The organism is Croceimicrobium sp., assembly GCF_965228705.1.
Taxonomy (GTDB): Bacteria; Bacteroidota; Bacteroidia; order Flavobacteriales; family Schleiferiaceae; genus Croceimicrobium.
In genome coordinates, this window is record NZ_OZ245832.1 from 154,094 (window position 1) to 176,917 (window position 22,824).

At 42.5% G+C, this 22,824-nt stretch carries 18 protein-coding genes; 6 read left to right on the forward strand and 12 right to left on the reverse strand.

The features are described 5' to 3' along the window. Positions 1-48: 48 nt before the first annotated feature. Positions 49-5,868: a PKD domain-containing protein gene (locus tag ACO05P_RS00575; RefSeq protein WP_421752842.1), complete on the forward strand. Its 5,820-nt coding sequence runs from the start codon at positions 49-51 to the stop codon at positions 5,866-5,868. 113 nt (positions 5,869-5,981) lie between these two features. Here the strand turns inward: ACO05P_RS00575 and ACO05P_RS00580 are convergent, their stop codons facing one another. Beyond that, the gene (locus tag ACO05P_RS00580; protein ID WP_421752843.1) at positions 5,982-6,683 is read right to left on the reverse strand and encodes a hypothetical protein; all 702 of its coding nucleotides are present in this window, start codon (positions 6,681-6,683) and stop codon (positions 5,982-5,984) included. Positions 6,684-6,810: 127 nt separating this feature from the next. On the opposite strand from ACO05P_RS00580, the gene ACO05P_RS00585 reads away from it, so the two are divergent. Continuing rightward, positions 6,811-7,293, forward strand: a complete 483-nt coding sequence (locus ACO05P_RS00585) for a GyrI-like domain-containing protein (protein ID WP_421752844.1) — start codon at positions 6,811-6,813, stop codon at positions 7,291-7,293. Between the two features lie 2 nt (positions 7,294-7,295). Beyond that, positions 7,296-7,685: a DUF1801 domain-containing protein gene (locus tag ACO05P_RS00590; RefSeq protein WP_421752845.1), complete on the forward strand. Its 390-nt coding sequence runs from the start codon at positions 7,296-7,298 to the stop codon at positions 7,683-7,685. A gap of 6 nt (positions 7,686-7,691) precedes the next feature. Here the strand turns inward: ACO05P_RS00590 and ACO05P_RS00595 are convergent, their stop codons facing one another. From ACO05P_RS00595 to purB, 8 genes are all read right to left on the reverse strand, one after another. Continuing rightward, positions 7,692-8,060, reverse strand: a complete 369-nt coding sequence (locus tag ACO05P_RS00595; protein ID WP_421752846.1) for a hypothetical protein — start codon at positions 8,058-8,060, stop codon at positions 7,692-7,694. A gap of 113 nt (positions 8,061-8,173) precedes the next feature. Beyond that, positions 8,174-9,940, reverse strand: coding sequence for a hypothetical protein (locus ACO05P_RS00600; protein WP_421752847.1), 1,767 nt, complete (start codon positions 9,938-9,940; stop codon positions 8,174-8,176). A 186-nt stretch (positions 9,941-10,126) separates the two neighbouring features. Beyond that, entirely contained in the window at positions 10,127-10,504 is a 378-nt protein-coding gene (locus ACO05P_RS00605; RefSeq protein WP_421752848.1) for a VOC family protein, read from the reverse strand. A gap of 135 nt (positions 10,505-10,639) precedes the next feature. Continuing rightward, positions 10,640-11,452, reverse strand: a complete 813-nt coding sequence (locus tag ACO05P_RS00610; RefSeq protein ID WP_421752849.1) for an AraC family transcriptional regulator — start codon at positions 11,450-11,452, stop codon at positions 10,640-10,642. Between the two features lie 28 nt (positions 11,453-11,480). After that, positions 11,481-11,840, reverse strand: coding sequence for a hypothetical protein (locus tag ACO05P_RS00615; protein ID WP_421752850.1), 360 nt, complete (start codon positions 11,838-11,840; stop codon positions 11,481-11,483). Between the two features lie 99 nt (positions 11,841-11,939). Further along, positions 11,940-12,974: a T9SS type A sorting domain-containing protein gene (locus ACO05P_RS00620; RefSeq protein WP_421752851.1), complete on the reverse strand. Its 1,035-nt coding sequence runs from the start codon at positions 12,972-12,974 to the stop codon at positions 11,940-11,942. Between the two features lie 116 nt (positions 12,975-13,090). After that, positions 13,091-15,358 (reverse strand): aconitate hydratase, encoded by a 2,268-nt coding sequence (locus ACO05P_RS00625; RefSeq protein ID WP_421752852.1) that lies wholly within the window; start codon positions 15,356-15,358, stop codon positions 13,091-13,093. 96 nt (positions 15,359-15,454) lie between these two features. Further along, positions 15,455-16,795 (reverse strand): adenylosuccinate lyase, encoded by a 1,341-nt coding sequence (gene purB, locus ACO05P_RS00630; protein ID WP_421752853.1) that lies wholly within the window; start codon positions 16,793-16,795, stop codon positions 15,455-15,457. Positions 16,796-16,833: 38 nt separating this feature from the next. On the opposite strand from purB, the gene ACO05P_RS00635 reads away from it, so the two are divergent. Further along, a complete protein-coding gene (locus tag ACO05P_RS00635; protein ID WP_421752854.1) occupies positions 16,834-17,598 on the forward strand; it encodes an EI24 domain-containing protein in 765 nt (254 codons plus the stop codon). Here the strand turns inward: ACO05P_RS00635 and ACO05P_RS00640 are convergent. After that, positions 17,566-18,033 carry a type I restriction enzyme HsdR N-terminal domain-containing protein gene (locus ACO05P_RS00640; RefSeq protein ID WP_421752855.1) on the reverse strand — a complete coding sequence of 156 codons (468 nt, stop codon included), beginning with the start codon at positions 18,031-18,033 and terminating at the stop codon, positions 17,566-17,568. The two genes, ACO05P_RS00635 and ACO05P_RS00640, sit on opposite strands and share 33 nt — an antisense overlap. 92 nt (positions 18,034-18,125) lie before the next feature. Between ACO05P_RS00640 and holA the strand changes: the two genes are divergently transcribed. Together holA and ACO05P_RS00650 are read left to right on the forward strand one after the other, a co-directional pair. Further along, entirely contained in the window at positions 18,126-19,133 is a 1,008-nt protein-coding gene (gene holA, locus ACO05P_RS00645; protein WP_421752856.1) for a DNA polymerase III subunit delta, read from the forward strand. A 16-nt stretch (positions 19,134-19,149) separates the two neighbouring features. Continuing rightward, entirely contained in the window at positions 19,150-21,483 is a 2,334-nt protein-coding gene (locus ACO05P_RS00650; RefSeq protein WP_421752857.1) for a TonB-dependent receptor, read from the forward strand. Here the strand turns inward: ACO05P_RS00650 and ACO05P_RS00655 are convergent. Both ACO05P_RS00655 and ACO05P_RS00660 read right to left on the reverse strand, forming a co-directional pair. Then, complete coding sequence (locus tag ACO05P_RS00655; protein ID WP_421752858.1) at positions 21,480-22,199, reverse strand: glycosyltransferase family 2 protein; 720 nt, start codon at positions 22,197-22,199, stop codon at positions 21,480-21,482. The genes ACO05P_RS00650 and ACO05P_RS00655 overlap by 4 nt on opposite strands. An 89-nt stretch (positions 22,200-22,288) precedes the next feature. Further along, positions 22,289-22,705 carry a T9SS type A sorting domain-containing protein gene (locus tag ACO05P_RS00660; RefSeq protein ID WP_421752859.1) on the reverse strand — a complete coding sequence of 139 codons (417 nt, stop codon included), beginning with the start codon at positions 22,703-22,705 and terminating at the stop codon, positions 22,289-22,291. Between the last annotated feature and the right edge of the window lie 119 nt (positions 22,706-22,824).

The following is a 22,824-nucleotide window of genomic DNA, read 5'->3' on the forward strand; positions in this document are numbered from 1 at the left end:
CTGGTATGGATTATGTAGTATTTTTGTCAGCGAAGAACCATTCATCCTATGAGAAAAATTACTCTGCTCTTACTGAGCATTTTCACTTTAAGTACTCAGGCCCAGAGCTATAATATGATTCGTAATAGTAGTGATACGGCAAGTGATTGCAGTGGCACTCTATATGATCATGGTGGTCCAAGCGGCAGTTATTACAACTCTTCCAGCGATAATTTCTACATCTTACCTCAAGGTGGGAGCTCAATCGACATCACTTTTACTTCCTTCGGAACTGAGTCTTGTTGTGATCGGGTGCGCATTTACGATAATGTAAATGGTACTTTGATTGGTACCTATGGTGGTTATAGCTTACCCAATGGCGGTGCCCCCATAAATGTACCCAGTGGAGAAGCGCGCATTCTTTTTACTTCGGATTATTCGGTTACCGGTGCGGGTTTTGCCCTAACCTGGACTGCCGGGGGTACAGCCAATCCTACCGCTTCATATAGCCCTTCTGTTAGCAATGCCGCTTTATTGCAGCCGGTAACTTTTACGAATACTTCCACGGGTGGTGGTACTAGTACCTGGTATTTTGGAGATGGCGATTCGGCCTCTACCAATAATCCAGTGCATGCTTACAGCAGTCCGGGTAATTATACCATTACCTTAATCCAAAGCAATTGCTATGGTGCGGATACAACCACCGGAAGCATTAGCGTGCAAGCTGCAGCTACGGTATCTGTAAGTCCGGACACCCTTTCGGGAGCCGCACCATGTGGTGGAGTTTACCGCGATACCTTGCAGTTCAACTACCTCAGTGGAGGCGCAGCTTTATATGATATAAGTGTTCGGTCTTTAACGGATCAAAACTACCTCACAGCAAATTTCGAAAGTTCTCTAAGTCCTTTTGTTCGTTCAACCACGGCACCTACTACCTTTAATTCCAATGTAGTATTAGGAGGTGCAGGCCAGGGAAGTGCTTATCTGCAATTGAGTGGTTATGCAGCCATGCAAGATGGGGTTTACGCCAATGTGAATGCCAGTGATGCCAACTACTTCAGCTTTATGATTTCGGTAAATTCATCTTCACGCTCCTATGTGCAATTGGGAGATGAAATTGGTGGATACTACTACTCGCTCTTAGGCTTAGAAGCCTATTACGGTAACCTCCGCATTCATGGTGATTATACCTACACAGTAGCCTTAAGTCCAAGTGTGTGGCATCAGGTAGAAGTGAAGAATATCGATTATACCGCACGTACCTGTGATGTTTATCTGGATGGTGTTTTGGCGGCGGGAGGCCTGAGCTTCAATTATTATTTGGCCAATGAGATTGATCGCATTGATATTGCGAATTACAATAGCAGCGCCAATGTGGCTTACGATGCCTTTAACTTAAAGAAGATTGGCGATGTTTCCCTGGTGAGCCTGAGCGATACCTTAGGTGTTACTAGCAGTACTCAAGACATTGCCGTGGAAGTTGATTTAGCGGGAGCGATTGCCGGCCTTCAACAATACATTTTAGAAATAGCAACTAATGCTAGCGGTGCAGATAGTTTAATAGAGGTACCTCTCAATGTTACCGTAACCGGAACTCCGGTTTACAGCGCAAGCACCGCCTGTTTCAATTTTGATACCGCTTATATCGGCATTGCTCAAAATGACTCTCTGCTGATCTTCAACCAGGGTTGTGATACCATGGACTTGAATAGCTTGAGTACTTCCAATAGCGAATTCAGTTTAAGTCAAAGTGCTTTAAATATTGCTCCCGGCGATTCAGCTTGGCTCTATATCAATTATTTACCTGCTAACACTGGTTTAGTTGATGATACTTTATTCCTCAATGGAAACCTGGATACTGCTATTTGCCTTTCGGCGGAAGCCTTTACTGCACCGGCTATTGCCTTCGATAGTGCTACTTATACCCTGAACTCCTTTGGCTGTAATGATAGTATACCCTTCCAGTTTTACCTTTATAATCAAGGCTCAGGGGCAAATTTAAACTGGACTTTGATTGGCGGAAACAGCTTGTTCGATGATTTTGAAAATGGCTTAGATCCGAGTATTTGGACCACGCATGGTTCTAACCAAATCTTTAATGGTTGTTATGAGCATTCGGGAATTAATGCTCTTTCCATGATGGGAACTAACCGGACTTCAGAAACTGTAATGCTCAATCTTTTTCAAGGGGATTCAGTTGGCTTTTGGGCCTTCCCCGGAAACGGTGGTGGAAGTGGATGTGAAAACCCTGATGGCGGGGAAGACATGCATGTGCAATACCGCTTGAATGGTGCTTCTTTCTGGACAACCATCGGAACGATTTACAATTATAATACAGCGGCCGCCTATTATTCTTTCGCTATTCCGGTGAGCGGTCAAATGCAGGTGCGCTTATACCAAAGCTCTTATACTAGTGCAAGCTATGATCATTACCGGATTGATGATTTCCGCATTGTAAGCAGCTCCGCTTCTTCAGACTTTAGTCCGAATACGGGTTCTACAGTGGCAGGCGATTCGATTTTGATTTCGGGATATCTGCAAGTAGCTAACCTTTATACTGGCAGCTACCCACGTAGTATCCGTGTTCAAAGTGATGATCCAGCCCATCCCGATACTTTGATTACCGTAAATATCAATGTATACGGTGAACCGGATTTATGGGCTTCAGCAGCTTGCATGACCTATGATACCCTTTACACTGGTGCAACAAACATGGATTCGGTGATGATAGTTAATCAGGGTTGTGATGATCTTAATCTTACGGCTTACAGTTTAGGTGGTACTCAATTCGGACATAGCTTATCTCCCTTAACTATTGTTCCTGAAGATACCGCCTGGTTAGCCGTAAGCTTTAATCCTGACGGAACCGTACTCGGTTTAATTCGCGATACCCTCACCGTTAGCAATAATGATAGTATTTGGAAGCTTTGCCTGGAAGGCTTCGCTCAAGGTGCACCAGTGGCATCCTTAAATCCGGATTCACTTTCAGTAACCGTAACCAATTGCGGTGATTCAATTAGCATTCCGGTATACCTCCGCAACAGTGGTTTAAGTGGCCTCGACTTCGATTATATTCAAGGGAATGGCAGCAATGGCAAGATTAGCGTTGGGGTGGTAGGAAGCTTTGTGTACTCTACCGAAAGAACCAATATCTATAATATCGCTCTGTCTATGCCTGAGGTGAATTTGGTATATGTAAATGCCAGTTCAGAGGCTCAGATGACACAGGAATTGGATACTATCGATGTGTTAATCGTGCCGGAAAGTAGCTCCATTTCCATGAGTACCACCTTTGGTCCGGCCTACCGAAACTTTGTAAATAATGGTGGAGTAATCATTTTTGGATATCAGGCCGTAGGTTATTCTACTGCTTATAATATTATGCCTATCAGCAACAGCTGGAATCCCGGTTCACCTATTCCGATTTCCATGCCTTCGCATCCTATTGCCGCAGGCTTACCTGGTACGGGAATGTCTTATTTAAGTGCCACCCAAAGAGCCGCTTTTGTGAATACAGCTGGTCTGGAGCGGATAATCGGTGCCGTAGGAACGGATGAGGCAGTGGTAGCAGCCCAGCCTTATGGCGATGGATTGGCGATTCATATTGGCTACGACTTTTTCCAAACCAATAGCGATTTGGAGAATGTATTGAAGAACTCCATTATTTGGGGAGCCAGCAGAACCGGTGCTCCGGGTTTCATTAGCGCCAGTCCTGATTCAGGATTAGTAGCGGTGGGTGATTCTGTATTGATTAATATCAATATTAATACCGCCGGTATTAGCAATGGTACCTACGATTACGATCTATTCTTCCAAACTAATGATCCGGCAAATAATCCACTTCGTTTACCCTTGCATTTAGTAGTAAATGGTTTAGCCAAGGCTCAGGTGGTAGATAGTACTTGCATCAGCTTCGGTTCATCTTTACAAGGTGCTGCGGTTAAGGATACATTTGAAATTTACAATGAGGGTTGCGATACCCTGGATATTACATCCTATCTGGCTAATAACAGTGATTTTACCATCAGCAATATTCCTATGAATGTAGCTCCTGGTGATACCGCCAAATTAGAAGTGATATTCTCACCTTTCTCCGTAGGTTTGAGTACAGATACCTTGGAAGTAAGCACCAATGATACCACCGTATATATCTGCGTAAGTGGTATCGGAGTAGGAGCGGCCTTACCAAGGGTAGAAGAAGATACTATTTATTATCGCTTACAGAAATGTAAGGTGATTGGCAATAAGCAAATCAAGGTGAAGAACTTAGGTCAAGGTCAAATGAACTTTGATATTCAGTTTGGTCGCTTCTCTGATAGCTCTCAAATTGCTTACAATGTTCCAGGGGCGAGTACCCTGCATAGCTTCAGCGGATTACCAAATACAGCAGATAGTATCAAATTACGCATCATTCTAAATGGGGATTACGATGCCTTATCAGAGCGTGCCACCCTTTATTTAGATGGTAATTACTGGCAAACCCTTTATGATAATAACCGCTTTTATCAATTAGATACCATTGAGATTTTCGTGGTGGGTACCCAGGTTGCGACTTTATTAGCAGATGGCATGTTGGATGTGGGGCTCTATAATCCATCCAGTGTAGATGGTGGAGCTGGATCCTTCCATCGTGTGGAATTGGAAGTAGTACAAACCGTTAACTGGGTTTCAGTAGTGGGAGCCAATGCCGGTACTATTCCGGCCAATGATTCAGTGAACCGGAACTTACTCTTTAATGCAGCCCTACTGCCTTTGGGTACGCATTATACTACGATGATTGTAAACAATAACAGTCCTAGTCAGCCGAAATACCGCAAGCCGGTGAAGTTTGATGTAGTAGCGGAGCCAGAAATGGTCTTGAGTGATACCTGTGCTTATTTCACCTTAACTCGATTGGGAGATACCACTTCTCGTACTGTAACCATTTACAATGATGGATGTATGCCACTGGTGATTAGTAGTATGACCTCTACTTCCAATCAGTTTAAGATTTATCAGAGTTCAGCTACAATTCCAGTTGGAGATAGCTTGGTATTGGATATCGACTTTATTCCGACCTCGGTGAGTAGCTTCTCCGCTTCGATCTTTATTATTAGCAATGACACGAACCGCACTATTTGCTTAAATGGCCAGTCGGGTTCTATGCCAGTGGCTGATTTCAGCTTTAATGATGAGAATATCTGTATTGGGGAAGTTTCCTTTAATAATAGCAATTCGCAGTACTTCAATACCTTGTATTGGGACTTTGGCGATGGAACTTTCTCCAGCCAGAATAATCCTACCCATGTGTTCCCGAACCCCGGAACTTACCGCGTAATCTTACGTACTACCAATACCTTAGGTTTTGACACCATTTCTAAACTGGTAACGGTAAATCCATTGGTGGTGAACTTCGGGATAAGCAATGATACCATTCAGTTGAGTGATACCGCTTTCTTTAGTGATAGCACCCCTAATGCAGTGACCTGGATTTGGGACTTTGGTGATGGATCCAGTTCTACCCAACAGAATCCTAGTCACCAGTATACAGTTCAAGGCTTGTACAATGTGAAATTAACGGTGATCGATAATCGCTCCTGCAGCAATACCCTAACTAAGCAAATCCGAGTAGAAAATAAGATCGGTTTAGTTGAATGGCAATTGGAGAATCAGTGGAGCTTGTATCCAAACCCGAATGAGGGTCGCTTTAAACTGCGCATGGAGCAGGGAGATTGGTCAGGCTTAGAAATCCAGATTCTGGATGCTCAGGGTCGTGTATTAGCGGCTCAGAAAGGCGGTCAGGAATCTGAACTTGACTTTGATCTAAAATTAGCCAGTGGGGTTTATCACTTGCAAATTTTGAAGCAGGGTAGCCTGATGGATCAGACTCGAGTAGTGATTCAACACTAAGAATAATTAAAATAGGCTAAAGCCCCTTTAGAAATGGAGGGGCTTTTTTAATGGGATTCTTCTGAATTCCAAGCAAGGCTATTATGATTGAGCCCAGACTTTTGTTATATCATTTAGGCTTGCCTTGCTATCCAAGTCTTTTGACTTAGCATTGAAAGACTTATCAGACCTCCTGCCACCAAAATTGTCCCTCCCACAAAAGGTAATCCGGCTCCTATTAAATTGGCAAGATTAGCCGAGAATAGGAAGGGCAAGCAGGCAAGCATACCAAATAGCCCCACCAAAATGGTGGCATAGGCCGCAAATCTACTTTTAAGGTTTAGGTCCCTCGCCATGACCAGCTGATTGGGATTCTTAATTTCTGATTGCAGGCTAGCTAAAGGCCGTTCTGCAAAATCTTCTAATCGCCAAGAAGCAATGGCGATGCATTCCTTTCCTTTTTGATAATCTTGATAAAAAGTGAACCAGGAGCTTGGAAGTAGCAGGGCTCCGTAGAGTAAAATTGCTAAGCTTGGCAAGCTAAGGTTGCCATTACCAATCATAAATGCTTGTAAGCGAATTTCTCCTTCAGGACTCATGGGGTAATTGAGTAGGACATGTTTTAAATCATGACTTTCATAACCAGGGATGAGGCTCAATTGATGTTCATCCAGACATTTTGCTACTTCTTTTCCCAAGCTGCCATCTGGCATAAGCCTTAATTGAACGGCTTGATCATAGTACTCCTGCATATTGTGAACATGAGCTATGAATGCTACACTGGTTTTAAAACTCTTTTCAATAATGCTTTCGGCGAGTCTTCTGCGAATATTCATGCTGTTGAGGTTTAAAATAAGAACGAAAAGCTTAAAATTTAGTCTGCCACTTTTCAGACTTTAGGAAACTGTTAACAGCATTCAGGTCGCATTGGAAATCTTACCTTGCTGAAGAAGAAAAGGACCTATGAATCTTAAACCACGCTTCGAGAATTTTAAAGGAATGGTATTGATTGGTTTGCATCGCAAGATGTCCATGGCCCAGAATCAAACCTATGAACTTTGGAAGGAATTTGGACCTCTGCGCAAGGCTCTGGCTTCAGACGCTAATTTGTATGCTATAGAGATTTATCCGGATACTGATTTTTTCCAGAAATTTTCTCCCTTGCGGGAATTCGAAAAGTGGGCGGCCATATCCAAATCGGATGTGGCTGAGGTTCCGGAAGCCCTCTCCGAAATCGAAATTCCTTCCGGGGAATATGCCGTTTTTTCCTATCGAGGTAAACCCAGTGAAGCGCAAGCTACCTTTCAATATATTTATGGGGAATGGCTCCCCAAGTCTGACTATGAAATGGATGCCAGACCTTATTTTGCCTTGATGGATGAAAGCTATAAGGGTGAACATCCCGATTCAAAGGAGGAGTTTTGGATACCCATTAAAAAGAAATAGAAATGCAAGAGGATATTGCTAAATACCACGCTGCCCTGGAAGGGGAAGACCTTCGAATTGCTGAACAATTGTATCAATTAATAGAATCCGAATTAAAGGAGACAGAGGCCAAGGTATGGCATGCGCATCCGGTTTGGTTCATGGATGGAAATCCTTTAGCGGGCTATAGCAGGTTAAAGTCATGCATGCGCCTGCTCTTTTGGAGCGGACAAAGCTTTGAAGAGGATTGCCTCAGTCCGGAAGGCAAGTTTAAAGCCGCCGAAATCCGCTTTACATCTGCAGATGATATTGATGAAGCGGCCCTGCGAAGATGCCTACAAAAGTCTATGGAGATCCAATGGGACTACAAGAACATTGTGAAGCGCAAGGGACGTTTGGAGCGCTTGAAGTAATAGGCCTTAAAGTGCTTGAGGAAGCTCCAAAAGAAGTTCCTCTCCAGGACTTGGCTTTTCATCGTGCTTAATAGCCATTAGGGTATATTGAAAAATGAAGTTAGCTTCCTGATCCATTAGCAATTTCTGAGATCGCTCTAGATCGCTGGAATTCGAAAATACCGGCATTTGCAGTTTTTCGGTCTCACATGGGAATTGTTTATGCTGACTCATATGACTAAATAGAATTCGCGCCTTTACCCGCCAAAGATTATTGCTTTCCAAAGACTTGAGCAGACTGTTTTGCGGTAAACCTTCAATTGGGATTTTTAGATTGGCAATAATGCCCCAAGATTTGGAGAGATTCCAGGAGTCGATAACTTTTACCTTCATCATGGAGAGGGAAATTGCAAGTGGGCGGAACTAGGCATTTCACTACATCTGGTCGATTGTAAATGGCACTTCAGATTTTCTGGCCATAAATAATTAAGGTTTTTCTGATTCCTTGTTCAATTATCCCTGCATCCGGGAAAGGCTGTCTCTCTTAAACGATTTAGGTTTTGATTCCATTGTAGTTTTGGCTGAGCATTGCGATTTTGTCGCAAGGCGCTGAGTAATTCAAAGTCACTATTACTTTCCCAAGTATAGTAGTTCAGGTCCCTGATTTTGATAGCCAAGTTATTTGGGCTGATAGGCTTGGGCTCCATTTTTATAGATCGGGAATGCCCGGTTAAGACATAATTAAGGCCGAAAAAGTATTGTTTGTTTTTTACCGCTAAGCAAAGCATTATCGCCGAATTTTCAGGAGCTATGAGCAATTCTTGATTTTCAGGACTTCCCAAATTAAAGCTTTTGGAATCGGAGCTTTTCATTGGGTAAATACTTCGTTTGCTGGTGTTGATGAAGTAACAGTCTATTCGATCAAAGCTGTTTCCATTTTCAACTAGCAATTCCATTTTTTGGGAAACACATGAGTCTATTGGACAGGATCGAGCTACATTAAGCCAACCTTGATCAGTCCAAGTGAAGCCATAACGTTCTGAGAGGGATACTTTCTTTTTCTTCTGGAAAATTAAAAACCTGGAATAGGAGCTATCGTCTGCGGCTTGACCATTAGAATCTTTTCCGTAGACAACAACATCCCGGGCTTCTCTGAATTGTTTTAATACGCTTTGGAGCTTTTTCCTGTAATAGTCTTTTAAGATGGAAACGTAGATATTGTCTCCTTGCACAGAGCCCAATTTTTCATTTTGATAGCCTCTGAAAACCTGAGACAGCGAATCATTTTTAATCGCATCAGCCGCAAGGCTATCTAATTCCCAAAGGTTTTTATCCAAATTATTTGTGTAGATATCCAGTATTTCACTGGATCGGCAGAAGTATAAGCTTTGCAGTCTTTTTTGAAACTCCCTACTGCATATAAAGCTGTCTTGGTAGTCCTCGGAGCGAATGGCTTTGATTTTTTGGGGATCAATGCCACAAAAATTAGCCCCGCTTTTTGCCTGTGCTTGTTTGAAATTAATATTAGAGCTGTCATGATTATGGGAGCCTACTTCAAATTTTCCTTTCAACTCCGGGTCGACCGTCATTGTACTAGATTTTCCGTTCCAGTTTGATAAACTATAATAAAGGCTGTCCAATAGAGCATCAGAAATTTGTTGATTTTCGCCTATCGGAAGGCTCCTGGCTACTTCTAATTTAAAATTGGGAGGGTAGAAATTGAATAGTTCGAGCTTAAGTGGAATTATATAGGATTCTAAGTTCTTTGGATCGTACCAATCCATATTGCCATTTTCATCCCTGGTTCCTTTATAAGCCATCATCCTGGTTTTACGCTTCGAACTAGGGATTTCGATATAAATCGGAATTTCAGGATTTATATCTAAGTCTTGTCCCTCAGCTGTAGCATTAAGAAAAAGGATGCCTGCTGTTTCTTTTAGCTCCCCTTGATAGGCGGAACTAAGATTGGAAAGGACCATCTGGCTGCTTTGTAAAGCTTCGGCTAATTCCAGCTTAACTGTTTCCATAACGGCTTTGCCATCGGGATAAAGAAAGCAAGCCTTTGGCATCACAATCACAGTACCTTCTTTCCCTTCAATTACCTGGTCTAGCTTAGTGTCCACCTCAAAGAATTGACTCTCGACCATATTGATTCGATAGGGGTCTTTGGGATGATGTTTAAAGAGGGTGTGAGTGGAAGGCACTTTGGACTGGCATTGCCAAAGGGATAAGCTAAACAAGCCTATGCAAAGGAATCGTAAAAAGCGAAGATTCATGACTAAGGTCTTCAGGAGTATTAAGCCGATTAAGGGGACAAATTATTCCGGTCAAGATCGGAAATTATAGGTTTTTATTTAGCTATCCGAGAACTATTGCTTGGAGAATCGCGCATTGATACTACTTGACCTGAATCATGCGAGTAATTTTTCGGCAGAATCCTCTATGTGTTCTTTAAATGAAACCTACTCAGGTTGGGTATAAGTCACAATATCAATTCCAATTCCATTGGGGTCCACAATGGCAAAATGACGATCACCCCAAACTTCATCGCGGATTTCAATGGCAATGGGTACTTCGGCTTCTTTTAATTTCAGATACATTTGATCAACATCATCCACCTCGATCGTAATATATACTCCATTCCCTTGAAAGGGTGCTTGGAATAAGGCCTGCTGACTGGGATGATTAGGCTTTAAAAAACTGATCTGAGAATGACCTCCGGGACTATGCAATAAAAGGTAGAAATCATTTTCAAAACTGATTCCGAAGCCTAAGACCTTAGTATAAAAGCTTTTTACTTCCGATAAGTTTTCAGTGATGATTCCAGCGTTCATTTTCATAGTAGGTGATTTTTGAGCTATACCTAAACCAAAGCTTAGGCAGAAGCTAATTAGTGCTAAAAATTTCATTTTCAATTTATTGATAGCACAAAACTAGAAGGGTCGGATATGCCTTCTTTGTAAAAATCAGACATTTTAATCGAAGGCTTCGGAAGGAGTAACGCCGTAAAAGGTTTTAAAGCTTTTGATGAAATGGGCCTGATCATAAAAGCCCAGGTCGAAATAGAGTTTATCTCTTTTAAGTCTTTGTCGACTGGGATTGGTCTTCAAAATTTGTTGAAAGCGAACCACATTACTGAATGATTTAGCCGTAGTGCCTAAATAGAAATTGAAAACTCGCTGCAATTGGCGTGGACTTAGTCCAGTATCCAAGTCAGTCTCGGTATTCAGATATCCTTTTCTTTCCAGGATTATGGCCAGTGATTTTAGAAAGCGTTCATCGTAGCTTTTAGAGCCAAGATTGAATTCGGGCTTCAATTTAGTGTTGAGGATACCAACAATGGTCTGGAAACTTTGATCTGCCTTGATTTCGGATTGAATCCATTGGGCCAAGGCCGGTAAGTGTAGTTTTAGTTCCGAATCGCGCTCACTCAGACTTTTTGCATTAATTCCAAAAAGCATGGAGAACATAGCCGGGCGAAAGCGAATGCCGATATAATCGAAAGAAGTACCAATGGAGAATTCGGTGTACTTCCGGCAAAAGCCCATCAGAAAACTTTCTGCTGGCTTATGGTGATTGAAGAATAGGTCGATACAGCCATCGGATACCACTCGATATTTAAAGTCCTCTGAGAGATCATTTTCTGTTTTTAATTGCCAATAGCAATAAATAAAATCAGATAATTCATCACTCGATTCGTATTCCTGATAGATTAAGTCACCCTGAGTAGTTTTAACCGCAGGTTGAATGGGGCTGTATAAGTTCTTTAAGTGCTGTAGATTTTTCACTTATGTAATGCTCAATAGAAGCTTATTTTCATCCCCCAATCTTCAAATTTGCATTCGCTAATAGGGCATAAGTCAGAATGGGGAGTACTAATACCAGACTAATAATCATGCTGGCGATTATTTTGGTGTCTCTTAGGATCTCGGGTTTTGCTTTCCAAATGATAACTAAGCCAATCAACCAAAAGAGCACACTAAAGAGGCTGAGCAATATCAAATGTGTAATGCCTTCTAAATACTCATTATCCAGCATTAAGGAGAAAGCAAAACTAAAAAGCGAGCCTCCCATAAAGCTAAAACTAATACTGATCATTTGTCCTGGAGTCTTTTGACTGCCGTGCAGCCAGCGCAGGCAAAGGAAGAGTAGTACCAAATAGAGTAGTATCGACATGCAATTTTAATAGGGTTCACTAAAGATCATAAAAAAAGCCCAAAGCAATTTCTTGCTCTGGGCTTTATCTTTTATAGGTATAGGCTAAGCTTGATCAGCTTATTGCTTTACAAAACGTAAGCTGCTGCTTTCACCATTCGTCATTTCGACATTCATCACATAGATACCGGCTGGAAGATTCTCAATGGCAATAGCATTTCCGCGGATATATTCACCTTCCTGGAAGAGGGTGCCGCTTAAATGGTAAATACTATACTTAGCATTTTGATCTAAGTCAATACGGATTTCCTTCTGTGCAGGATTAGGATAAAGCTCAAAGTCGAAAGCTTTGGCACCTTCCACTAAGCTGAAGAATGTTTCGGTGCTTAAAATATAGGTATCGTAAATACTCCACTCATCGTTCATGTCCTTTTCATAGAAACTGAACTCATAAACCAAACCATTGGCATCTACCTTGGTGCGAACCTGCTCTTCAATTTCGCCACTTAGGTTGTTCATTAAGTTAATGCTATCCAAAGATCCATTTACATTCTCATAATAGATAAGGGTTTGGATGGGATAGGGAGTGCCCGCGAAGGTAATTCCAATAACCAGTGAGTCCAATTTACCTACTGAATTACGACGGAACATGTATACCACTTCATTTCCAACACCACCACCAGGCACGGTTACTGCGGCGCTGTCAATTCCAAAATTATTATAGAACAAGCGTAAATCCTGAACCTTTACCAAATTGCCGCTGCCGGCAGTATCCATGTAAATCTCGGTTAAGGTATCCTTGCGACTGGCATCGAAATAAAGCTTTTCATACTGCAAAGAATCGCCATTCTGAGCGTCTACGATGTAAACTTCATTCACATTGCCGCTGTGTGAGCAGTTCCAATTGGTAGTGATGTTTCCTTCAAAAGTCTCACGACCATTTAGGAAATTTCCATTGGCATCCCGGTACACTTCTATTAAGCCAAAGGTGTCGACAGGACTGGAATTCGGGTCAATATTGATGATCTTATTGTAGGGGATTAAATAGCCATCAAAGAGCATTTCTAAATTGCGATTAATCGCTGGGGAATAATCATAATCTTGAGCCCAAAGAGCAGCAGGGATCAAGAATAGAGCTAGGAACGTTTTTTTCATGTTTTTCATCTTTATAACACTTGCAAGACGTAGTCTGCGCCCCGAAGGTTGGAATACTGAAAATAAAAAACCGCCTCCTTTTTCAAGGAGACGGTTCAAAGCTAATGATTTGAAAATTAGGCTTTATTCTCAGCCTTAATCTTATTCAAAGCGCTACCGGCACGGAACCAGGCGATCTGACTATCATTGTAAGTATGCTCACAAGTGATGGTATCTTCTGATCCATCAGCATGTTTCAATTTCAAATGGATAGGCTTGCCTTCCTGGAATTCGTTCAAATCCAAAGTGTCGATGGTATCATCTTCCTGGAATTTGTCGTAATCTGCCTCATTGGCGAAGGTTAATCCTAACATACCTTGTTTCTTAAGGTTGGTTTCGTGAATACGGGCGAAAGATTTCACCAACACGATACGCATTCCTAAGTGACGAGGTTGCATGGCCGCATGCTCACGAGAAGATCCTTCTCCGTAGTTATGGTCGCCCACAACAATGGTTGGAATGCCTTCTGCTTTGTAGGCACGTTGCACATCAGGCACTGAGCCATATTCTCCAGTCAACTGATTTTTCACTAAACCAGCTTCACCATTAAAGTAGTTAATAGCACCCGTTAAGGTATTATTGGAGATATTGTCTAAGTGACCACGGAAACGCAACCAAGGACCTGCCATAGAGATGTGGTCAGTGGTACATTTTCCTTTAGCCTTAATAATCAATTTCATGCCTTCGATGTTTTTGCCATCCCAAGGCTGGAAAGGATCTAATAATTGTAAACGCTCAGATCCCTGGGCAACTACCACTTCTACATTGCTACCGTCTGAGGCAGGCTCATGGTAACCATTGTTCTCCACGGCATATCCTGCCGGTGGCATTTCAATACCTAAAGGCTCTTCCAAGCGAACTTCTTCACCAGACTCATTCACCAAAGTGTCGGTCATGGGGTTAAAGGTCAGGTCACCGGCAATAGCCAAAGCAGTTACCAATTCAGGACTGGCTACAAAGCTGTGGGTATTGGGGTTACCATCATTACGCTTGGCGAAATTTCGGTTGAAGGAAGTAATGATTGAGTTTTTACGATCAGGATCATCGGTATGACGAGCCCACTGACCGATACAAGGTCCACAAGCATTAGCCAGTACTACACCACCCATGGCATCAAAACGATCTAACAGACCGTCGCGCTCAGCGGTAAAGCGTACTTGCTCAGAACCTGGAGTTACGGTAAACTCAGATTTTACTTTCAATTTTTTATCAATCGCCTGCTGCGCGATAGAAGCGGAGCGGGTTAAATCTTCATATGAGGAGTTGGTACAAGAACCAATCAAGCCTACTTCCAGTTTTTCGGGCCATCCGTTTTCTTTAACGGCTTTGGCAAACTCGCTTAATGGAGTAGCGCGGTCTGGTGTATAAGGTCCGTTGATATGAGGCTCCAAAGTGCTCAGGTCGATTTCAATTACCTGATCAAAATATTGCTCTGGATTAGCATATACTTCGGCATCACCGCTAAGGTGCTCGGCAATTTGATCGGCTGCATCTGCTACTTCAGCACGACCAGTACCACGTAGATACTCTCCCATTTTGGCATCGTAACCAAAGGTAGAAGTAGTAGCGCCAATCTCAGCACCCATATTACAGATGGTACCTTTACCAGTACAACTTAATGATTCAGCTCCAGGGCCGAAATATTCTACAATGGCTCCGGTTCCACCTTTTACAGTAAGGATACCTGCAACCTTAAGGATCACATCCTTAGAGGCAGTCCAGCCACTTAATTTACCGGTTAATTTAACGCCGATTAATTTGGGGAATTTTAGTTCCCAGGGCATTCCAGCCATTACGTCAACCGCATCGGCTCCACCAACACCAATTGCTACCATACCCAAACCACCGGCATTTACGGTGTGCGAGTCGGTACCAATCATCATTCCACCTGGGAAGGCGTAGTTTTCTAAAACAACCTGGTGGATGATACCTGCTCCTGGTTCCCAGAAACCGATACCATATTTATTGGATACAGATTGTAAAAAGTCGAATACTTCGGAACTTTTTTCTTTCGCATTAGCCAAATCTTTCTCGGCACCTACCTGAGCCTGGATCAAGTGATCACAGTGCACGGTTGAAGGAACAGCAGCAGTTTTTCTACCACTTTGCATAAACTGCAAAAGCGCCATTTGAGCGGTCGCATCTTGCATAGCTACCCGGTCGGGAGCAAAGTTTACATAGCTTTTACCACGGGTATAGGGGCTATCGGGACTACCTTCCCAAAGGTGTGCGTAAAGAATTTTTTCCGCGAGGGTAAGAGGTTTGCCGGTGAGTTCACGGGCCGCGTTTACGCGCTCCGGAAATTTGGCGTAAACCTCTTTGATCATTTCAATGTCAAAAATCATGTGTTTGGATTTTACGGAAGGGACACAAAAATATAAAAGAGCGAATGGATATGCCCCGCTCATAAAGGGCATTTATATCTATACTGAATCTAAATATCAAAGACCGGTATAATTCTGAGGGCTAATCGCCCGCATTTCGGCTTTTATTGCTTCACTTACCTCTAGGCTTTCAATAAAGCTGGCGATGGTTTTTGCATTAATTCCTTCATTGGTTCGGGTTAATGCTTTTAAAGCTTCATAAGGTTTAGGATAGCCTTCACGACGAAGGATATTCTGGATACCTTCTGCTACTACCGCCCAATTAGCTTCGAGATCGGCTTCCAATGCAGATTGGTTTAAGAGCAATTTGCCCAAACCTTTCATTGTAGCATTAAAGGCAATTACGGTATGGGCCAAAGGCACGCCAATATTGCGTAGTACCGTACTGTCTGTTAAATCACGCTGCAAACGTGAAACCGGTAATTTGGCCGATAGGTGTTCAAACAAGGCATTGGCAATCCCCAGGTTCCCTTCACTATTTTCAAAATCAATGGGGTTTACCTTATGCGGCATGGCGGATGAGCCCACCTCACCTTCTTTAATGCGTTGTTTGAAATAGTCCATCGAGATATAGGTCCACATATCGCGGTCTAAATCCAATACGATGGTATTAATGCGTTTCAGGCAGTCAAATAGCGCTGCTAAATGATCGTAATGTTCAATTTGAGTGGTGGGCCAGGAGTGTTGCAAGCCTAAAATTTCGCCTACAAACTGATCACCAAAGGCTTTCCAATCTTGCTCCGGATAGCATAAATGATGGGCATTAAAATTACCGGTAGCCCCCCCAAATTTAGCGGCGAAGGGAATATGGCGTAATAAGCGCATTTGCTGATCCAAGCGTTCCACAAAAACTTCAATTTCTTTACCTAAGCGGGTAGGAGAAGCAGGCTGACCGTGAGTACGGGCTAACATTGGGATATCGGCCCATTGATCTGCCAATTCAGAGAGGCTAACTACCAAGTCCCCTAAAAGGGCCAGATAGTCTTGCTCAATATATTCTTTCAGCGAAAGTGGAACTGAAGTATTGTTGATATCCTGAGAGGTTAAACCAAAGTGGATAAACTCCTGATATTTTTCAAGATCCAGCTTTTCGAAATGTTCTTTGATGAAGTACTCAACCGCTTTTACATCGTGATTAGTGGTTTTCTCAATTTCCTTGATACGCAGGGCATCTTTAATATCGAAATCCAAATAAATATCTCGCAGTTCAATAAAGCGAGCACGGTCGAAATTTTGCAGCTGTGGTAAGGGCAATTCGCAAAGTGCGATGAAATATTCAATCTCTACTCTCACCCGATATTGGATCAGGGCGAATTCAGAGAAATAGTTCCCCAGCTTTTTACTTACTTTGTGATAGCGGCCGTCTACCGGCGAAATCGCGCGTAATTGCTCTTCCATTTCCGATTTTAAATAAGCTGCAAAAGTAAGGATTCTCTATGTGGAAATTCTTCCAAAGTCTAGGAATAAGTCTCAAGGCCTACGGACAGGCTCTGCCTCAGATGTTTCGCAAGGGTTATCGTAGGTATTTAGCCTTGCCAATTTTGGTCTATTTGGCCTTATTAGCTGGTCTTATTTGGTTGATGATGAACAATATTAACCGCTGGCTCAATCTAATTTTGGGTTGGTTTGGATACAACCTGGGGGAATTAGAGGCCTACAGTTTTGTGATTGTCATTATCCTTCAGATTCTCATGCTCTTCTTTATGAGCAGTTTGTTTAAATATGCGGTCCTTATTTTATTGGCTCCATTTATGAGCTTTTTATCGGAAAAGGTGGAAGAGGAGCAAACCGGCCAGTCAAATCCCTTTTCTTTGGCGCAAATGCTAAAGGATGTATTGCGAGCGATTCGTATAAACCTCCTTAATTTTCTGAGGGAGATGGGCCTCACTATTGTACTCTGGTTATTGGCCTTTATACCCATAATAGGCTTATTGAGTCCCATTCTCATCTTTGTTTTACAATCCTATTTCTTAGGCTATGGCCTGATGGATTACAATGCCGAACGTTGGCGTTGGCGCTATGGTAAAACCGAAAGTTGGATGCGCTCAAATAAAGTAGCAGTAACTTCGGTAGGGATGGTATTTCATGCTTTGTTCCTGATCCCTTTCCTGGGATGGATTTTTGCTCCGGCCTGGTCCGTTATTGCCGGAACCCGGGTAGCCCTGGATTTAGAATCCGCTAATCAGACTTTCAAAGCTTAAGGCTTCAGGAATGAAACTCAGTTTGTTTTCTTCCTTATTAACCTTGGCCCAATAGGTTTCAAGGCCATTGCTAATTAATAGGTAGGGAACCTGATAATGGAGATTATAGCGGCAAGCCTGATCAAAGGTTTCCTGGGTGATTTTTACCTGTGGGGCCTTACATTCACCAATCATCAGGGCTTTACCCTTATTGTAAATCAAGAGATCGGTTCGCTGGGTTTTACCGTAAAGCTTAAATCCGCCTTCTAAGGCAAAGGCCGTGGCCGGATAAGCCAATTCCGTGCGCAGATAATGCACCAAATGCTGGCGTACCCATTCTTCTGGTGTAAGCACTAAATTCTTTTTTCGGAGCTCGTCCCAAACCCAAATTTGTCCATTCTTCTTCCCCAGCTTTAAGGGGGCAGGAGGAAGTGCTAAAGGAACCAATTTTTCCATTTGCCAAATATAGAGGCAACCTCCTAGTGAAGGCTTCGTCTAAGCCCAAAGATATGTTATATCTTGCGTCGCCTTATTTTTCAAGTCTTGGCATGGACTATAGTGCTCTGGTAGCAGAAATTAAGAAAAAGCAATTCCGCCCGATCTATTTTTTGATGGGGGAGGAACCTTTTTTCATTGATCAGATTAGCAAGCTCATCGAAGATACTGCATTGAGTGAAGAGGAGCGTAGCTTTAATCAAACCGTACTGTATGGATCGGATGTCAATACCTCACAGGTAATATCCGAAGCCAAACGATTCCCCATGATGGCGGAGCGGGTGGTGATTATTGTGAAGGAAGCCCAGCATATTCGCGATTTAGACAAACTCGAATCTTATGCGATGCAGCCTCAATCCAGTACGGTTTTGGTCTTTGCATATAAGCATAAGAAGCTCGATAAGCGCAAGAAAATTGCCAAGATCTTAGATAAGGAACATGTCCTTTTTGAGTCCAAGCGCATCTATGATAATCAGGTACCTGGCTGGGTAGAAAAGCTGTTAAAATCCAAAGGCTTTGAGGCCAATCCTAAAGCTATTCAGATGATTGCGGAAAGCTTGGGAACGGATATAGGTCGGATTTACAGTGAGATCAACAAATTAGCTTTAATCGTTCCCAAGGGAGAAAGTATTGATGAGAATACAGTAGAAACTAATATTGGGATCAGCAAGGACTTCAACAATTTTGAGCTTTGCAATGCCATTAATAGTGGAAACTTTGCCAAGGCGATTCGCATCCAGAAGTACTTTGAAGCCAACCCCAAGGATAATCCGCTCGTTGTCACCACAGGTATTCTTTTTCGGAATTTCCGCATATTAATGTTAATGGCGCAAGCAAAGGCTTCTGGCCTGCCCGAGAATCACTTAGCTAAAGAAGCCGGTGTATCTCCCTGGCAAGCAAAGGACTATCTTCCCGCTTTGCGCTTTTTTGATGTGCGTAGAATTGCCCGAATAATGGGATATTTGCGCGAAACCGATATGAAGTCTAAAGGAGTAAATAATCAGGGTGCCACGGATGGCGACCTGCTTAAGGAACTCCTTTTTAAGATTATTTACCAATAGACCCTAAACATTCTCGATGAAGAATTTCTCTGCCCTTTTAAGCTTTACCTTATTGATTTGCTCCTTTAGCTTAAAGGCCCAAAATTTGGGCACAGTTCGAGGATTTGTATATGATAAAGCTACCGAAGAGGCTATTCCCTTTGCCAATGTGGTGATTGAAGGAACCACCAAAGGGTCAACTGCATCCGACAACGGTTTTTATCAAATCAATGAAGTGAAGCCCGGCAAAGTAAAAGTGGTAGCCAGTTTCTTGGGATATCAAACCGTTACAAAAGAGATCACGATCAAAGCAGGTTCCCTCGAAAACCTGAATTTTTATCTGGCAGAGTCCAGTGAGATTTTGGATGAGGTTGAAGTATCTGCCGAACGCAAAGAACGCGATACCAAAGTACTTACCTCCGTTGTAACCTTAGATCCTAAAGAGATTACCCGCTTTTCGGTGGGAGGTGATGCCGACATCGTAAAAGCCGTGCAAGTTTTACCAGGTGTAGTAACTACCGGAGATCAAGGAGGGCAGCTATACATTCGCGGAGGTGCACCTATTCAAAACCTGATTCTTTTGGATGGAATGATCATCTACAATCCTTTTCACAGTATTGGTTTTTTCTCCGTTTTCGACAATGATATTATTCGTTCCGCAGATGTTTATACCGGTGGCTTTAGTGCGGAATACGGTTCAAGAAACTCTGCCGTAATGGATATTCGCACGCGCTCCGGAAATCGTAAAAAGCTTTCCGGTAAGGTAAGTGCCAGTACCTATACTTCGAAAATCTTATTAGAAACACCTCTGGGACCAAAAAACGAAAGAGGCTTTGCGAGTTCTTCCTTCCTCTTGTCAGCTAAAACTTCATACCTCGATCAAAGCTCTCAGCTATTTTATCCCTATGTAGAAACGGAGTTCGACGGATTACCTTTCACCTTTACCGATATCTACGCCAAATTTACCAGTCAGGCTGATAATGGTTCTCAGATCAATGCCTTCGGATTTAGCTTCGATGATGGAGTGCGCTATGGTTTGCAAAACAGCATCGATTGGCAATCTCAAGGTGCCGGCTTTAACTTCCTGGTTATTCCCGCAACCTCTAAGGTTTTACTCTCTGGTGATGTGAGTTATTCCTATTATGATATCAACTCGATCGAAGGCGATTTACTGCGTTCTTCAGCTATTACCGGTTTTAATGGCGGCCTGGACTTCACCTATTTCTTCCGTAAGGCAGATGAATTAAAAGTAGGAATTGAAGCCATTACTTACTCTACCGTTTTTGATGTGGATGCACCTTTAGGGATTTCAGTAGCCCAGGAAGAGAACACGACCGAATTAGGCACCTACGCCCGTTATCGCTACAGCTCCAATCGTTTAATTGCCGAGCCCAGTTTACGTTTACATTACTACGGTAGCCAAGCAGAATTGAGCTTCGAACCTCGCTTGGGAATTAAATACAATATTAGCGATTGGTTACGCTTGAAAGCCAGCGGTGGGTTTTACTCCCAAAACCTGGTAGCCGGTAGTTCCGACCGCGACGTGGTAAACTTGTTCTATGGCTTTTTAAGTGCTATTCCTCAAAGTGATATCCCATCGACTTTCCGGGGTGAAAAGCTGACCAGTACCTTGCAAAAAGCACAGCATTTGGTTTTGGGTTTTGAAACGGAGATAACTTCCAAATTGACTTTAAATATAGAAGGCTATATCAAAGACTTTAACCAAATCACCAACCTGAATCGTAATCAGATTTATGATGAAGGAAGTTATTCAGCTCAGGGAAAACCCGAAATTTTAATCAAGGACTTTATCGTAGAAAAAGGAGTGGCCCGTGGATTAGACTTCTTATTAAAGTATACGGATAAGAACCTGTACTTATGGATGGCTTATTCCTTGGGTAAAGTAACTCGTGATGATGGAATTCGTGTATATCATCCCAGCTTTGACCGTCGTCATAACCTGAACTTTGTTGGTAACTACAACTTCGGAAAAGATCGCAATTGGCTCTTTAGCTTGCGCTACAACTTCGGAACCGGGTTTCCATTTACTCCTACCCAATTGTTCTACAGTGAGCAGCCATTTGTGGATAGCCGCGGACAAGCTTCATTGGATTATAATTACACGACTGCAAATGGTCAGGATGGAGTTTTATACGGCGAGTTAAATGCCCGTCGCTTACCTAATTACCATCGGGTTGATATCAGTTTATCCAAGACCTTTAAATTCGGAGATAGCCAGGAGTTGGAGCTCAGTACAGGCGCCACAAATATCCTGAACTACGAAAACATCTTTTACTACGATCGTACCGCTAATAAGCGTGTAAATCAGTTGCCTTTCATGCCAACTGTTTCGGTAAGCTATACTTTCTAAGAGAAGAGATTGTATTTAAGGATGCAGTAGATCGCGCGGAAGCCATCCTTCCAATTGATCTTTTTTCCTTCGTCGAAAGTTCGACCGTAATAACTGATTCCTACTTCGTAAATACGAATACCTGGAACCCTAGCTACTTTAGCCGTTACTTCAGGCTCAAAGCCGAAACGGTTTTCACGCAGTTTTAGATCCTGAATAATATCGGTACGGAAAAGCTTATAGCAGGTTTCCATATCGGTTAAATTCAGATTGGTGAACATATTCGATAAAAAGGTGAGGAACTTGTTTCCGATACTGTGCCAGAAGAAGAGAATGCGATGGGCATTTCCACCCATAAAACGAGAGCCATAAACAACATCTGCCACACCTTTTACGGCCGGAGCAAGGAGAATATTAAACTCCCGGGGATCATATTCCAAATCGGCATCCTGAATAATAGTAAAATCGCCAGTCGCCATTTTAATACCTGTATGTAAGGCCGCACCTTTTCCTTTGTTTACGGAATGAGATTCATAAACTATAGGGAAGTCATGATGGGATCTTTGATAGCGAAAAATGGCCTCTTCGGTATTATCAGTAGAGCAATCATTCACAACAATTACTTCCTTTTCGATACCATTAATCAATTCTACTTCTCGAAGTTGATCTAAAATATGATGAATGGTAGCCCCTTCATTATAGGCAGGCACTACGATAGAAAGTTTGCGAATCTCCATTTAGCTCTCAATTGAAGCGGCTAAAATAGAAATAAAAAAAACCGTCGATGCCAGAGACAAGGACGGTTTTAATTAAAGTTATAGCCTTATTATATTTTGCGGTATTTCAGGTTTTTCGTTCCTACTCGAACTACATAAACCCCTTTGGGAAGAGAACGCAAATCAATTTGAGGGTCATTTTTTGCCAGCGGATCAATTTCAGACTCTAAATAAACACGACCGGCAATATCGTATACGGCAATGCTGTTCGCTTTGTTTTGATCACCTAACTTTACACGAAGCAATCCATCTCCGGGATTAGGATATAAACTGGCTTCTTCGAGTTTTACTTCTCCACCATTGCCAAGCAACCCAACTGGGGGTGGTGAGTCTAAGTCGGTAGGATCGGGTTTAGGCGTAGCCTGATACTCCGTTTCCGGTTTTACATTAGGTGTAGATTGCGCCTGGGCCGTGGAGAATAGGCCTAAAGCGAATATGGATGCGAGTAAATAGGGAAGCTTTTTCATAATGTTAGTTTTTAGTGTTTTCGTTTTCAATAACAAAGTTCACTTGTATGACAGTTTAAGCCTTGTGGATAGTTGCCTGTCTTCTGTTAAAGAAGCGTTAAAGGCTAATTTTCAAGGAC